General features: G+C 37.7%; 13 protein-coding genes. 8 read left to right on the plus strand and 5 right to left on the minus strand.

Annotated elements, in window-relative coordinates; all coding sequences use genetic code 11:
- Nucleotides 1–1,344: a TolC family protein gene (locus tag ACK4R1_RS03120; RefSeq protein ID WP_409683499.1), complete on the minus strand. Its 1,344-nt coding sequence runs from the start codon at nucleotides 1,342–1,344 to the stop codon at nucleotides 1–3.
- A 10-nt stretch (nucleotides 1,345–1,354) separates the two neighbouring features.
- A complete protein-coding gene (locus ACK4R1_RS03125) occupies nucleotides 1,355–1,948 on the minus strand; it encodes a TetR/AcrR family transcriptional regulator (protein ID WP_409683501.1) in 594 nt (197 codons plus the stop codon).
- A 150-nt stretch (nucleotides 1,949–2,098) separates the two neighbouring features.
- On the opposite strand from ACK4R1_RS03125, the gene ACK4R1_RS03130 reads away from it, so the two are divergent.
- Together ACK4R1_RS03130 and ACK4R1_RS03135 are read left to right on the plus strand one after the other, a co-directional pair.
- Nucleotides 2,099–3,073: a polyprenyl synthetase family protein gene (locus ACK4R1_RS03130; RefSeq protein WP_409683504.1), complete on the plus strand. Its 975-nt coding sequence runs from the start codon at nucleotides 2,099–2,101 to the stop codon at nucleotides 3,071–3,073.
- Complete coding sequence (locus ACK4R1_RS03135; RefSeq protein WP_409683507.1) at nucleotides 3,066–3,422, plus strand: hypothetical protein; 357 nt, start codon at nucleotides 3,066–3,068, stop codon at nucleotides 3,420–3,422. Before ACK4R1_RS03130 ends, ACK4R1_RS03135 begins: the two co-directional genes overlap by 8 nt.
- On the opposite strand, the gene ACK4R1_RS03140 is transcribed toward ACK4R1_RS03135, so the two are convergent.
- Both ACK4R1_RS03140 and ACK4R1_RS03145 read right to left on the minus strand, forming a co-directional pair.
- Entirely contained in the window at nucleotides 3,419–3,805 is a 387-nt protein-coding gene (locus ACK4R1_RS03140; protein ID WP_409683509.1) for a hypothetical protein, read from the minus strand. The two genes, ACK4R1_RS03135 and ACK4R1_RS03140, sit on opposite strands and share 4 nt — an antisense overlap.
- Before the next feature lie 3 nt (nucleotides 3,806–3,808).
- Entirely contained in the window at nucleotides 3,809–4,357 is a 549-nt protein-coding gene (locus tag ACK4R1_RS03145; RefSeq protein WP_409683512.1) for a hypothetical protein, read from the minus strand.
- Nucleotides 4,358–4,473: 116 nt separating this feature from the next.
- Here ACK4R1_RS03145 and ACK4R1_RS03150 point away from each other — a divergent pair, with 116 nt between their 5' ends.
- From ACK4R1_RS03150 to ACK4R1_RS03170, 5 genes are all read left to right on the plus strand, one after another.
- Nucleotides 4,474–7,245 (plus strand): 2-oxoglutarate dehydrogenase E1 component, encoded by a 2,772-nt coding sequence (locus ACK4R1_RS03150; RefSeq protein WP_409684055.1) that lies wholly within the window; start codon nucleotides 4,474–4,476, stop codon nucleotides 7,243–7,245.
- Nucleotides 7,246–7,354: 109 nt separating this feature from the next.
- A complete protein-coding gene (gene odhB, locus ACK4R1_RS03155) occupies nucleotides 7,355–8,587 on the plus strand; it encodes a 2-oxoglutarate dehydrogenase complex dihydrolipoyllysine-residue succinyltransferase (RefSeq protein WP_409683514.1) in 1,233 nt (410 codons plus the stop codon).
- Nucleotides 8,588–8,773: 186 nt separating this feature from the next.
- On the plus strand, nucleotides 8,774–10,480 hold the full coding sequence (locus tag ACK4R1_RS03160; RefSeq protein WP_409683517.1) for a helix-turn-helix domain-containing protein: 1,707 nt from the start codon (nucleotides 8,774–8,776) through the stop codon (nucleotides 10,478–10,480).
- Between the two features lie 144 nt (nucleotides 10,481–10,624).
- On the plus strand, nucleotides 10,625–11,734 hold the full coding sequence (locus ACK4R1_RS03165; protein WP_409683519.1) for a hypothetical protein: 1,110 nt from the start codon (nucleotides 10,625–10,627) through the stop codon (nucleotides 11,732–11,734).
- Between the two features lie 323 nt (nucleotides 11,735–12,057).
- A complete protein-coding gene (locus ACK4R1_RS03170) occupies nucleotides 12,058–13,305 on the plus strand; it encodes a TCR/Tet family MFS transporter (protein ID WP_409683522.1) in 1,248 nt (415 codons plus the stop codon).
- Here ACK4R1_RS03170 and ACK4R1_RS03175 read toward each other — a convergent pair.
- Nucleotides 13,268–13,705, minus strand: coding sequence for a retropepsin-like aspartic protease (locus tag ACK4R1_RS03175; RefSeq protein WP_409683524.1), 438 nt, complete (start codon nucleotides 13,703–13,705; stop codon nucleotides 13,268–13,270). The genes ACK4R1_RS03170 and ACK4R1_RS03175 overlap by 38 nt on opposite strands.
- An 85-nt stretch (nucleotides 13,706–13,790) precedes the next feature.
- On the opposite strand from ACK4R1_RS03175, the gene ACK4R1_RS03180 reads away from it, so the two are divergent.
- Nucleotides 13,791–14,561, plus strand: a complete 771-nt coding sequence (locus tag ACK4R1_RS03180) for a TatD family hydrolase (protein ID WP_409683527.1) — start codon at nucleotides 13,791–13,793, stop codon at nucleotides 14,559–14,561.
- Nucleotides 14,562–14,566 lie beyond the last annotated feature (5 nt).

A 14,566-nucleotide genomic window follows, 5' to 3' on the forward strand; every position in this document is an offset into this window, starting at 1 on the left:
TTAGTTTTTATTGATGATTTTTTCAAGAGTTGCTTTTTTATTGATGATGTTTACCATAGATTGCAGGTAGTTTTGTTGTGCAGAATACAACTGTCGTTGTGCTTCACTGAAGTCAAAACTAGAGGACAAACCTTCGGTAAATTTGATTTGTTGCTTTTTTTCAATTCGTTCGGCCAAATTCAAATTGCTTTTGGAAGTGGCGTATTCTTCAATACTGAACTCATAGTCGCTTTTGGCTCTTTCGTATTCTAATTTCAACTGTTGTTCGGTTTGCGTCAATTGGGTTTTGGCTTGTTCTAAAGCAATTTTGGCTTGCTGTGTTTTGGCACTTCTCCCGAAACTGCTAAAGATTGGCACATTTAAACTTACTCCTAAATTGGAAAAGTTATTCCATTTTTGATCGCTATTGGCAAAGGTGAATTCGTTTCCAAAGGCATTGTAACCAAAGTTTAAAGCAGCACTCAAGGTTGGTAACGCTTTACTTTTTTGCAGCTTTAACTCCAAAGCTCTTTGCTCTTGAAAATTGGTAGCCATTTGATAATTAATGTTATTGTCAACCGTAAATCCACCTTGACTAAAAGCCAAATCTAAATTAGAAGTAGAAAGATTGTCTAATTTGTCGGTCAACGTTAATTCATCGTCAATGTCCATTCCCAAAGTGAATTTCAACATTTTAGTGGCTACCTCTAAAAGCCTTTTGGTATTGTTCAAATTGCTTTCGATTGAGGATAATGTAATTTGTAATTGTTCTACATTTTCTTCTTCAATTAAACCGTTTTTATAGGTTTCCTGTGTGTCAAAAAGCGTTTTGGATAAGGTCGTTTTGTTTTTTTCTAAAATAGAAATGCTTTCCTGCGCCAATAAAACATTACCGTAGGCATTCACTACCATTTCTCGAATTTCGGTATTGCTTTTTTGTTTCGCATTTTCATAGTATTTCAAATACGTTTTTGAGGCTTGAAGCGCTACGATATAGGAACCGTCAAAAATCAATTGGCTCAACGTTGCTTGGGCATTCATATTGTGTTTGGTGCCAAAAGCAAAAGTTAAGACTTCTGATGGGCTTCCGCCAAATGGTCCACCACCTGCTGCGCCTTGCTGGGTTAACTCAAAATTATTGATGTAACTCAGACCGGCATTAATTTGGGGTAAACCTGCGGCTGTGGTTTCCCATTTCTTTTGCTTAGCGGCAGCAATGTCTCGGTCGGCATTGAGGGAAGCATAATTGTTTTTAATGGCATAGTCAATAGCCTGTTGGAGACTAAAGGAATAACTTTGTTTTTGTTCTTGAGCTTTCATAAAGCCAATGGTCAAGAGCAAGATGATTATTAACTTGTGTTTCATAGATTGATGATTATATATTGGTTTTTAAATGTTTTTCGAGTTCAATAATTCCTTCGGCGGTAGCAATAGCTCGGGTATGGTATTCGAGCGCTTTGGCTTCGAGTTCGTAGGCATCTTTTTCCAACATCGTATTTTCGTTGATGGAAAAGATGAGCGTGTAATAAAATTTCACAGCCGATTCAATATCGGTTTCCTTGCGATATAAACCTTCGGCAATTCCTTTGACAATATTCTGACGGAACATATGACTGCAATCCTCAATTTCATTAGCCATCATTTTTTCGTAAATTTCAGGATAATGCTTTTTGAGTTGATAGGCCGGAGATTGATCAAAAGATTGAAACATCTGTTTGAACATTTCTCTCATTTGAAAATTTTCGGCAATGGCATTGTGGTTTTGAGCCATCACTTCATCCATCATAGTGTGAATTTTTTGATGCACTACCTCGGTACCTTCTTCAATTAGCTTTTCTTTATTGCTGAAATACTTGTAAATCGTTTTTTTAGAAATACACATTTCGCAAGCAATATCATCCATAGTAACGCTCTTGAAACCCAGTTTCAAAAACATATCCGTCGCTTTTTTGATGATTTTATCTTTCATGAGAATGTTAAAATTATGTCGCAAATGTATAATGGAAACTTTTAACACTAAAATAGTTTCCTAAGTATTAACGTAAATTTAACATTGGAAGAAAATAGGACGTTTTTGTAAAGCGGTGAGAATAACCTAAATTAGCCGAAAATATTTTTCATGCGCGCCATTTCCGATTACCAAAACATAATTACGACTCATTTTGACACATTAACTCTCGAAAAAGAGCCGAATAATTTATATGAACCGATTCGTTATATTCTCTCTTTAGGTGGCAAAAGATTGCGTCCGATTTTAACGCTAATGGCTGCTGAAGTTTTTGATACCGATTGCCAAAAAGCCATTCAAGCCGCTACTGCTGTGGAGGTTTTTCACAATTTCTCGCTAATTCATGATGATATTATGGACGATGCGCCGTTGCGAAGAGGAAACGAAACCGTACATGAAAAGTGGAATTTGAATACCGGCATTCTTTCCGGCGATGCGATGCTGATTTTAGCGTACCAGTTTTTTGAAAATTATGAACCCAATGTCTTTAGAGAATTGGCCAAATTATTCAGTAAAACCGCTTTAGAAGTTTGTGAAGGACAACAATATGATGTCGATTTTGAAACCCGAGACGATGTGACGATTCCGGAATACCTGAAAATGATTGAATATAAAACTGCTGTTTTGGTTGGCGCCGCGATGAAAATGGGCGCTATTGTAGCCGAAACTTCAGATGAAAATGCGAATGCGATTTACGATTTCGGATTGAATTTAGGCATTGCCTTCCAATTACAAGACGATTATTTAGATGCCTTTGGTAATCCGGAAACTTTTGGAAAGCAAGTTGGTGGCGATATCATCGAGAATAAAAAAACCTATTTATACCTAAAAGCTCTAGAATATTCAAAACCGGAAGAAAAAGAACAGTTGTTGCATTTGTTCTCTATTCAGCCTAGTGACAATACCGATAAAATCAACTCGGTAAAACAAATTTTCAACCAAACCGGAGCTAGTGATGCAACGCAAAGTGCGATTCAAGACTATACTTTAAAGGCGTTTGAAACCTTGGAACAAATGAATATCAGCGAAGATAAAAAGTTTGTTTTGAGAGCTTTTGGAGATAAACTAATGAGTAGAAATGTCTAATTTCGTTTCGCCTAGTAATACAGATAATTTACTTTCGGAAGCCGAGAAAGAAAACTTGTACGCCAAACTCATTGAGCAACTCAACAAGGATTTCAATTTTGCCAACGAACCAATTGATTTTCCGCAAAGTACTTCGCCATACGAGTTGAAAGTGCAAATCCACGAAAAAATCTATCGATTAATTCAATACAAATACGCAGAACTGCTCAATTTACTCTATATCATTGACGTACCTGAAGAAAACATCAAACAATTAGACGGTAGTGATACAGTCGAACTTGCTGAGCAAATCGCTTTTTTGGTGTTGAAAAGAGAATGGATGAAGGTTTGGTTTCGGAACAAGTATTAAAACTTGTCAATAATCATATTTAAAAGACCGCTGACAATTCCACTACCAAAATCACAAGCACCATTTGGATTAAAGGAATCTATTCTCGTTCCATCGAAATTATTAATGGGAAACGACTTGTGATTACTCAAATGATATCGGTCACTGACATTGACATAATGGTCATTCATTTGCGTCATCGGATTGTAAACGGTTAGCCAATACTTATCGGCATAACTTTTTTTGTCCGATAGATTCAAGCTAAAAGAAATGTCTTTCAGGTTAAAACTTGGCATACTAGAAGAAAATGAACCATTAGTTTTACCCAAAACTAAAGAAACAGTATTCTGAGAAAACCCAATAAAACTTAAAAGCAAAAACGATAAACAAAATAGCTTTTTCATAACTTAAAAATATACTCTGATAAACGGCATAAACGCATCGCCATACAAATCTTTGTCTTTGTCAAAAAGCAAATTGAATCGGGCGCCAATTGTAACATTATCGGCACGATAACCACCGCCAACATACAAACCGGTGTTCCAAAAACTTCTTTTTACGTTGTCGTACAAATCAGTATAAGTGGTGCTCACATGTACTTGCTCTACTTCTAAGGAAAGTTGAATTTCCTCCAGCGGATTAAATAAACCAATCACACTTCCGCCAACTACATTAGAAGAGTAAAAATTCTTTTGTTTCAATCGGCTGTATTGCAATCCTGTTCCTAAGGCAAAAAACTCATTGAAGTTGTAAATCGCACTCGGAGCAATTGTTATGTCAGTAAAGCCGTTCCCGATGGCCAAACCAAATCCGCCGCCAAATTGCACATGGTCCCAAAAACCACTAGTTTTGGCTTTAGGTAATGTATTTTCTTGCGATAAAACAGTTTGCGAAATTCCTAAAAAGGCAAGTAAAAGTAAAAATCGCATCGAATTTTGAATCGTATTCTTTTTCATCTAAAGTAGCGAGTTAAAATAGCGTTATAAATGTACTAAAAACATTGAAAGATTATCACAAATGTCATACTTTTGCAACTGATTTTCTAACACTAAGATTATTTACTGATAAAATCATGGATAGGTTTTCCTTTTTAAACGCAGCACACACCGAATTTTTTGCCGATTTATACGAACAATACCTTCAAAATCCCGATAGCGTAGAACCAAGTTGGAGAGCCTTTTTACAAGGTTTCGACTTTGGAATGACGACCTATAATGAGGAAAATGCTGTAGCACAAATAGCCGGAGCATTTACCGGTAATCAAGATTGTAGTATCGTTTCCGATAAATTGCAAAAAGAATTTAACGTATTAAGATTAATCGATGGCTACAGAACCCGAGGTCACTTATTTACCCAAACCAATCCGGTTAGAGACAGAAGAGTTTATGAGCCGAATTTAGACTTGCAAAATTTCGGTTTGTCTTCAGCCGATTTAGAGACGGTTTTTGATGCTGCCAAAATTTTAGGAAAACAACCATCAACCTTAAAAGAGATTCTTGCTGTTTTACAGCGTATGTATTGCCAACACATTGGTATCGAATACATGCACATGGAAAATCCGATTTTTGTCAATTGGGTTCAAGAAAGATTAAATAAAAACGACAACCAGCCTGATTTTAATGCCGAGCAAAAGAAACACATTTTAGGAAAACTCAACGAAGCGGTTTCTTTCGAAAACTTTTTGCACACCAAATATGTTGGGCAAAAACGTTTCTCTTTGGAAGGTGGTGAAAGTATCATTCCGGCGCTAGATGCGTTGATTGAAACAGCCGCCGAAAAAGGCGTAGAGCATTTCGTCATGGGAATGGCGCACAGAGGTCGTTTGAATACACTAGCCAATATCTTCGGCAAAGCAACACAAGATATTTTCTCCGAATTTGACGGAAAAGATTACGATAAAGAATATTTCGACGGTGATGTAAAGTACCACTTAGGATTAACCTCGGAAAGAAAAACCCAATCGGGTAAAAAAATCAATATCAATTTGGCTCCGAATCCATCTCACTTGGAAACCGTTGGTGCCGTGATTGAAGGAATTACTCGTGCTAAACAAGATAAATATTTCCCGGATGATTTCTCCAAAGTATTGCCAATCGCTGTTCACGGTGATGCAGCGGTGGCCGGACAAGGAATCGTTTACGAAATTGTGCAAATGGCGCAATTAGACGGTTACAAAACCGGAGGAACCATTCATATTGTGATTAATAATCAAGTCGGATTTACGACCAATTATTTAGATGCGCGTTCGTCAACCTATTGTACCGATGTGGCTAAAGTAACTTTATCGCCAATCCTTCACGTAAATTCGGATAATGCAGAAGCGGTTGTTCATGCCATGCTATTTGCCTTGGATTTCAGAATGGAATTTGGTAGAGATGTTTTCATCGATTTATTGGGCTACAGAAAATATGGTCACAACGAAGGCGATGAACCTCGTTTTACCCAACCATTATTATACAAATTGATTGCCCGTCACAAAAACCCGAGAGACATTTACTCAGAGAAATTAATCACAGCCGGAATTGTTGACGCCGCTTATGTTACCAAAATAGAGAACGATTACAAAGCCAAGCTAGATGAAAATCTTCAAGCTTCTCGTAAAAAAGATTTGACCATCATCAAACCTTTTATGCAAGACGAATGGGAAGGTTTTGTGCAGGTTTCAGATGACGAAATGTTGAAAAAAGTAGACACCAAATTCGACCAAAAGAAATTGAATGCCATCTTGGAAACCATTTCGACTTTACCATCGGACAAAAAATTCATCAGCAAGATTTCCAAAATCGTGACCGATAGAAAAACGATGTATGACAACAATACTATCGATTGGGGAACGGCAGAAACATTGGCTTACGGTTCGTTATTAACCGAAGGCTACGATGTTCGTATCTCCGGACAAGACGTTGAAAGAGGAACCTTCTCGCACCGTCATGCCGTAGTAAAAGTAGAAGATAGTGAAGAAGAAGTAATTCTGTTGAATGCAGTAAAAGATAAAAAAGGAAAGTTCAATGTATTCAATTCTTTCCTTTCAGAATATGGCGTTTTAGGGTTTGATTACGGTTATGCCTTAGCCAATCCAAACGCCTTAACCATTTGGGAAGCCCAGTTCGGAGATTTCTCAAACGGTGCGCAAATCATGATCGACCAGTACATTTCCTGTGGAGAAGACAAATGGAACAACCAAAACGGAATCGTATTATTGTTGCCTCACGGATACGAAGGACAAGGTGCTGAGCACTCGTCAGCACGTATGGAGCGTTATTTACAGTTGTGTGCCAGACACAATATGTTCGTAGCCGATTGTACGACTCCGGCGAATTTCTTCCACTTGTTGCGTCGCCAAATGAAGACTAAATTCCGCAAACCTTTGGTGGTATTCTCGCCAAAAAGTTTGTTGCGTCACCCATTGTGCGTTTCCACTCGTGAAGAATTGTACAACGGTCAATTCCAAGAAGTAATCGATGATGCTTCAATCGATAAGAAAAAAGTAAAAACACTAGTGTTCTGTACCGGAAAGTTCTATTACGATATTTTAGCTGAAAGAGAAAATTTAAACAGAAATGACGTAGCTTTGGTACGCATCGAGCAGTTGTTCCCGTTACCGGTTGAGCAATTGAAAGCGGTGATTGCAAGTTATCCGAATGCCGACGATTTCGTTTGGGCTCAAGAAGAACCAAAAAACATGGGAGCTTACAGCTATATGCTAATGAATTTCGACTTAGTGCCATGGCGTTTGGCTTCGTTAAAAGCTTATGCCGCTCCGGCCGCCGGAAGTCACACAAGAGATAGAAGACGTCATGCCGATGCCATCAGAATGGTATTTGACAAGAATTTATTCAGATAATTGTTAGGAGCTATTTCCCGCTTTCCGTTGCAATCTCTTCGAGGATTTCCACTACAATCGGGGCTAGAAAATAAAAACAAAACAAGAACAACACATAAAATTATAAACCATGATTTTAGAAATGAAAGTCCCATCACCGGGAGAATCGATTAAAGAAGTAGAAATAGCCACGTGGTTGGTAAAAGACGGCGATTACGTTGAAAAAGACCAAGCCATTGCTGAGGTTGATTCAGATAAAGCAACCCTAGAGTTACCGGCAGAAGCCAGCGGAATTATCACGCTAAAAGCCGAAGAAGGTGACGCAGTAGCCGTTGGCGCTGTAGTTTGTTTAATCGACACTGATGCAGCAAAACCAAGCGGTTCTGCTCCTGCAGCAGAAGCTAAGCCAGCCGCTGTTGAAGTACCAAAAGCTGAAGCTCCTAAAAAAGAAGAAGTAAAAGTTGCTCCGGTAGCCGCTACAACATACGCAGCGCAAACACCATCACCTGCAGCAAGAAAAATATTAGACGAAAAAAACATCCAACCATCTGACATCGTTGGAACCGGAAAAGACGGCAGAATCACTAAAGAAGATGCGGTAAATGCTGTGCCTTCTATGGGAACACCAACCGGTGGAAGTCGTGGATCTGAAAGAACAAAATTGTCGATGTTGCGTCGTAAAGTAGCGGAAAGATTAGTGTCTGCCAAAAACGAAACCGCTATGTTGACTACTTTCAACGAGGTTGACATGACCAATATTTACGCGTTGCGTGATCAATACAAAGAAGAATTCAAAGCCAAACACGGGTTAGGATTAGGCTTTATGTCTTTCTTTACTAAAGCCGTAACTCGCGCTTTACAATTATATCCGGATGTAAACTCAATGATCGACGGTCAAGAGAAGATTTCTTATGACTTCTGTGATATCTCTGTTGCCGTTTCAGGACCAAAAGGTTTGATGGTTCCGGTAATGAGAAATGCAGAAACACTATCTTTCAGAGGCGTAGAAGCAGAAATCAAAAGATTAGCATTACGCGCTCGTGACGGACAAATCACGGTAGATGAAATGACCGGCGGAACCTTTACCATTTCTAACGGTGGAGTTTTCGGAAGTATGTTGAGCACACCAATCATCAACCCGCCACAATCAGGAATTTTAGGAATGCACAACGTAGTGGAAAGAGCTATCGTAAGAAACGGACAAATCGTAATTGCTCCGGTAATGTACGTAGCCTTATCGTATGACCACAGAATCATTGACGGACGCGAGTCGGTTGGATTCTTAGTAGCGGTAAAAGAAGCGTTGGAAAATCCGGTAGAAATTTTGATGAATAACAACCCTAAGAAAGCTTTAGAGCTTTAGGGTTTCTACCTGCCTCGGATGAGGCGCCTATATATGTAAATCCCGTCTTGTTTTAAACGAGACGGGATTTTTTTAGCCCAAAGGATTAGTTAAATTTAAAAAAAATAACCTTCAAGAATAAAAGCTATAGGTTATTATTTATTTTAGCGCCTTAAAGTTTATCAGCAGTATTTTTCAGTTTTCCCCATGTCTAAAATTATCTGTCATTTTATAATATTATTGTCCTTTTCTTCGGTATTTTCTCAGGAGTTAAGTGAGCTCGAAATCAAAAAAACCCGAAGCATACAAGAGCATCTTATTGCCAATCCGGAGCAAGCTTATGCTGAAGCTTTGGAAATCAGTAATTCGGATAAAGAGTTATTCCGTTTTTTTGGCAACTATTATGTGGCCAATTATTTCTACAATAAATCTGAGTTTATTCATTCCAAGCAACTTCTCCTAGCACTTATTGAAAATATTGAAAAAAAAGATAATGCCACGTCAAGCAAAGTATATCAGGATTTATTGGCGATGTGTGTTAACAAACTTTTCTATATCCATAAAAATTTAGGAGAATACGACTTGGCTCTTTTTTATTTGGATAAATATAAAAAACGTTTACCTAATACTCCTTTTAACGAACAATATGGCTTAATAAAAGTGGCCATGGGTGATTATGTTACCGGGATTGCAATGTTAAAGCGAGAATTAAAGACCTCGCCGCACCTAAAGTTGGGAGTTGGTGAGAAAAAGGTAATGAATAAAAAATTGTTTGCAGACAAGTACAATTTCATAGGCGAAGCCTACCAACAGTATTACCTCCAATCAAAAAAAGCAGTTTATTTAGATTCCGCTAATTATTACTTCAATGCAGCAGCTAGAATGTTGCTAGAAGATAATTTTTACCCTGACTATACCAAAGTATTGTTGTACATGCGGGAAGCTAAGAGTGCAGCTTTGGCAGGAGATTATCACAAATCATTGTCTTTATACAGAAAAGGGAAAAAGTATCCGGTTCTTCAAGATAATTTAAGAACAGTGCAGGTATTTGATTTAGGAATGGCCGACTGTTTTTATCATACAAAGCAAGTGGATTCTGCCTTTTTCTACAGTAAAAAATACATAAAAAGTTATCCCTTGACTAAAGTTTCTAAAGAAAACTTGTTAATGGCCTATAACATTATGACACAATGTTATAATGAAAAAAAAGACAGCAAGAATGCTTATCGCTACGCCCAAAAAAGTTTAGCCTTAATTCAGTCTATTGAAAGCATTAAAAATAAATCTCTAAATTTTCTCCACAACTATGATTTAAATATCATTAAAGAGGAATCCAATAAAATCATTGCGGCCAAGAATTATTTTAAAATGTCTCTTTTCGGTATTTTGATTGTTTTAGGAATAGTTGTTTTCAGTTTTTATTATTATCATAAGAATCAGAAAGAAAAGCATTATCGATTTAAAAAAATCATTCAAGACCTAAAAGAATACAAAACCTCCAGTATTAATAAAATACGAATCAATACCACTGAAGCACAACCCAAGCAAACAATTGATGAGGAACTTATCGAAAAAATATCGTTAGGGTTAAAAAAATTAGAGCAGAAAGAAGCTTTTTTAGACCCGAATTTCAAATTGGCTTATGTGGCTAAAAAATTAAATACCAATACGGCCTATTTGTCGCAATACTTCAATCAAGTGATGCAAAAATCTTTTTCGGAATATACCCAAGAATTGCGCATCCATTATGTTCTCCAAAAGTTAGTTGACACACCACATTTTCGAAAATATACCTTGCAGGCCATAGCCGAAGAAGTGGGTTATAAAGATGCTAATACACTGGTTCGCGTTTTTAAAAAGCAAACCGGACTCTCTCCGAATTATTATATCGAAAAGTTAGAAAATACAAATTAAGTGTTTTAAAATCAATAAAATAGCACTGATTTAATCGACTGATTATTTATAAATAGTCCGATACATATATTGTTTCGGCAGTTCATTTCCAATAGTTTTGGACTTAAATCAACTCAAAATTAAAATTTTTGGAAATTAAATAAGATGAAAAAAAATGTTATCCTTTTAGGATTAGTATTGTTTTCTTTTGGAACTACTAATGCTCAATTATTAAACAAATTAAACAAAGCAAAAAACACAGCCAGTCAGGCATCGGAAGTGGTTGAAAAAGCCAGTGAAACCAAAGGAGGTAAAAAGAAAAAAGGCGGCGGAGGTTTCCCTACAGGTTTTAAATTGGATTGGACCACGTTCAAACAAACACCGGCGGTAACGTTTAACTCATTACTTTACGGAACAGGTTCTAGTCCGGGATTAATTAATAGTTATACAGCCACTTTTATTCCCAATAAAACAGTTGACGGAAGAACCGTTAATGCCTCTTCAGATCAGTCGGAATATTTAAGAATCAAGGTGTTCAAAGACAACCAATACATGAACTACTTTGAATATTCGGGAAACCAAGTTTTTGATGACGGAAAGAAAACAAAATTCAATGAACCAACTAGTCGCTACCAACGTGATGGCGAATGGGTAGGCCATTCGGAATCATTTATTACAGATTGGGGACCGGGCAATTACAGATTGGATTTTTATGCCGGAGACAAAATGTTTTATTCGTTTGATTTTGAATTGGTGAAATTGACTAATAATGATCCGTATGCGGCAATGAATGAAATGTATGTGGTTCGTGGTCCATGGAATAACTTCGCCTATTTGAATCATGCCGATAGCGGAAATCTTCTTTTCGGGTTTTATATCACCCACGAAGAATTTATGCCGAATCCATCAAACAGCAGAAAGACAAACAAGAGCGTAAAATGGTCGGTGAATATGTTCAAAGACAACAAATTGTATGCGCAACATTACGGTAACGGCCCAAATACAGCACAAGTAGAACAAGCCAAATGGAATGAAACGCAGTGTGCGTTCAAATTAGTAAACAAACCGGGTGAAATTAAATTTGCCGATTTAACCGATGGTGCTTACAGAATTGAATTGACCATTGAAGGAGAAGCCAATCCAAGACTTTACAAATTCACAGTTAAGGATAAAAAAATAGTTTTAATTCCGGAGCAAGACCGAACTAAGAATACCGATCCAACCCGTTTAATTGAAGGATGGAATGACTATTTTTGGTTGAAACTGGAAAAGTAGTCTACAGCGTAAAAGAAACAACCAGTTTTACTAGGACTAATGATGATTTCAGTTGAAAAAATCATAAGACTTGTTGAGTATTTATAATAATTGTGGTTAGCAGCCCGACTGAAAATGTCGGGTTTTGCTTTTTTTCATTGGCTGAAAAGACCTTTGAACTATAGAGTTTTTACCTTCTTTTGATGAGGCGAACCTGTATATTAAATCCCGCTTGGTTTTCTGAGCAGGATTTTTTGTTTATTTGCATACTGCGTTAGGGATTGGAGCAAGTACCGTGTACTGCGGAAAGCCCGACCCGAAGGGTAACGCCCAAAAACTAATCTATGAAGCAAAACAAAAAAGAAGCTGCGATAGGATTTATTTTCATCACGATGCTGATTGATATTACTGGTTGGGGAATTATCATACCGGTAATACCCAAATTAATTTCCGAACTCATTCAGGCTGATATCAGTGAAGCAGCAAAATACGGTGGTTGGCTGACTTTTGCCTATGCGATAACGCAGTTTGTTTGCGCGCCTTTGATTGGGAATCTGAGTGATAAATTTGGGAGAAGACCTATTATTTTAATCTCACTTTTTGCCTTTTCCATGGATTATTTGTTGTTGGCTTTTGCACCAACGATAACTTGGCTTTTTGTTGGAAGGATTATTGCCGGATTGACCGGCGCCAGTATTACCACAGCTTCCGCTTATATAGCCGATGTCAGTACGCCAGAGAACCGTGCTAAAAACTTCGGAATGATAGGTGCTGCTTTTGGTTTAGGCTTTATTATTGGTCCGGTGATTGGTGGCTTGTTAGGACAATTTGGTTCGAGAGTGCCATTTTATGCCGCCGCTGTTTTGTGTATGTTGAACTTCTTATACGGCTATTTTATTCTGCCAGAATCTTTGGCCAAAAAGAACCGCCGTGAATTTGAATGGAAGCGTGCTAATCCTATAAATGCTTTAATCAACTTGAGAAAATATCCGTCTATTATCGGACTGGTTATAGCCATTTTTCTTTTGTATGTTGGTTCACATGCCGTTCACAGCAATTGGAGTTTCTTCACCATGTATCGCTTCAATTGGGATGAAAAAATGGTTGGTCTTTCGCTTGGAGCCGTAGGATTGTTAGTTGGAATCGTACAAGGCGGATTAATTCGTTGGACCAGTCCGAGATTGGGAAATCAAAAAAGTATTTATGTTGGGTTGTCTTTATATACCATCGGAATGTTACTTTTCGCTTTCGCTACTGAAAGTTGGATGATGTTCGTTTTTTTGATTCCGTATTGTCTCGGCGGAATTGCCGGTCCGGCTTTGCAATCAGAAGTTTCGGGTAAAGTTCCGGCTAATGAACAAGGAGAAATTCAGGGCACTTTGGCGAGTTTGATGAGTGCCTCGGCGATTATCGGCCCGTTAATGATGACCAACACGTTTTACTTTTTCACCCATGATGAAGCGCCATTCAAATTGCCGGGCGCGCCTTTTATTTTGGGAAGTTTCTTGATGTTGATTAGTACAATTTTGGCGTACTATTCTATGAAAAAGCACTTTATTTCAGGTAAAGGCAATGGTTATAATAATCAATAATCGCCTTTCCTTCCAATAAAACATCGGCACCAATAATTCCGTCAACGGGTTTAGCTTTGTATTGTTGCAGGGCTTGGTTTACATGAGTCATGTCAAAAATGACTAAATGAAGTTCTGAGGTTTTCCAACGGCCGATCTTTAAAAAGTTATTTTTAGCAATCTGAGTCATCATACCAGTTCCGCCTGCGCCCGATGCTTTGGTTTTGGATTTTCGGGCTTTTAAGCTAAATTTTTCAATACCCTCAAAACCAACACAACTATTTGAAGCACCGGTATCCAATATAAAATTCCCCGAAATACCGTTGATTGTTGCTTTAATTAACAAATGTTGTGTTTTCGAAACTTTAAAGTTGATTTTCTTGTACTTTTCTTTTTTTAGTAAATCCTGCAGATTTTTCATAGCGTTGAATTGGTTCTCAAATGTAATTCAAAAATCTATATAAACTTAGTAACTTAGCCACTCAGAAACTCAGCCACTTTTACTAATGATTTTAACCGATACACATACGCATCTTTATTCCGAAGAATTCCAAAATGACAGAACAGAAATGATTCTGAGAGCCATCGATGCAGGTGTTTCTCGCTTTTTTGTGCCTTCTATTGATTCGACGTATACCCAAAAAATGTATGATTTGGAAACCCAATTTCCCGACAATGTATTTCTGATGATGGGTTTGCATCCGTGTTATGTAAAACCTGAAACGTATTTGGAGGAATTGGAACATGTGGAAAAGGAATTGTCAAAGCGGATTTTTTATACCGTTGGTGAAATAGGAATCGATTTGTATTGGGACAAAACTACTTTGACCATTCAGCAAGAAGCTTTCCAACGCCAAATACAATTGGCAAAAAAACATAATTTAGCCATCAATATTCACTGTCGCGATGCGTTTGATGAAGTTTTTGAAGTTTTAGACGGTGAAAAGGCAACCGATTTATTCGGAATATTTCATTGTTTTACCGGTGATTTCGGTCAAGCCAAAAGGGCAATCGACTTGAATATGAAGCTTGGAATTGGCGGCGTGGCGACTTTTAAAAACGGAAAGATTGACCAATTTTTGCACGAAATTGATTTGCAACACATTGTACTCGAAACCGATTCACCTTATTTGGCGCCGGTGCCTTTCCGTGGCAAGCGAAATGAAAGTAGCTACACTAAATTGGTAGCCGAAAAATTAGCCCAGATATACCAAGTTCCACTAGAAGAAATCGCCCGAATTACTACCGAAAATTCAAAAACCATTTTTGGGATTTAACGAAG

Source organism: Flavobacterium sp. (assembly GCF_046293665.1).
GTDB lineage: Bacteria > Bacteroidota > Bacteroidia > Flavobacteriales > Flavobacteriaceae > Flavobacterium.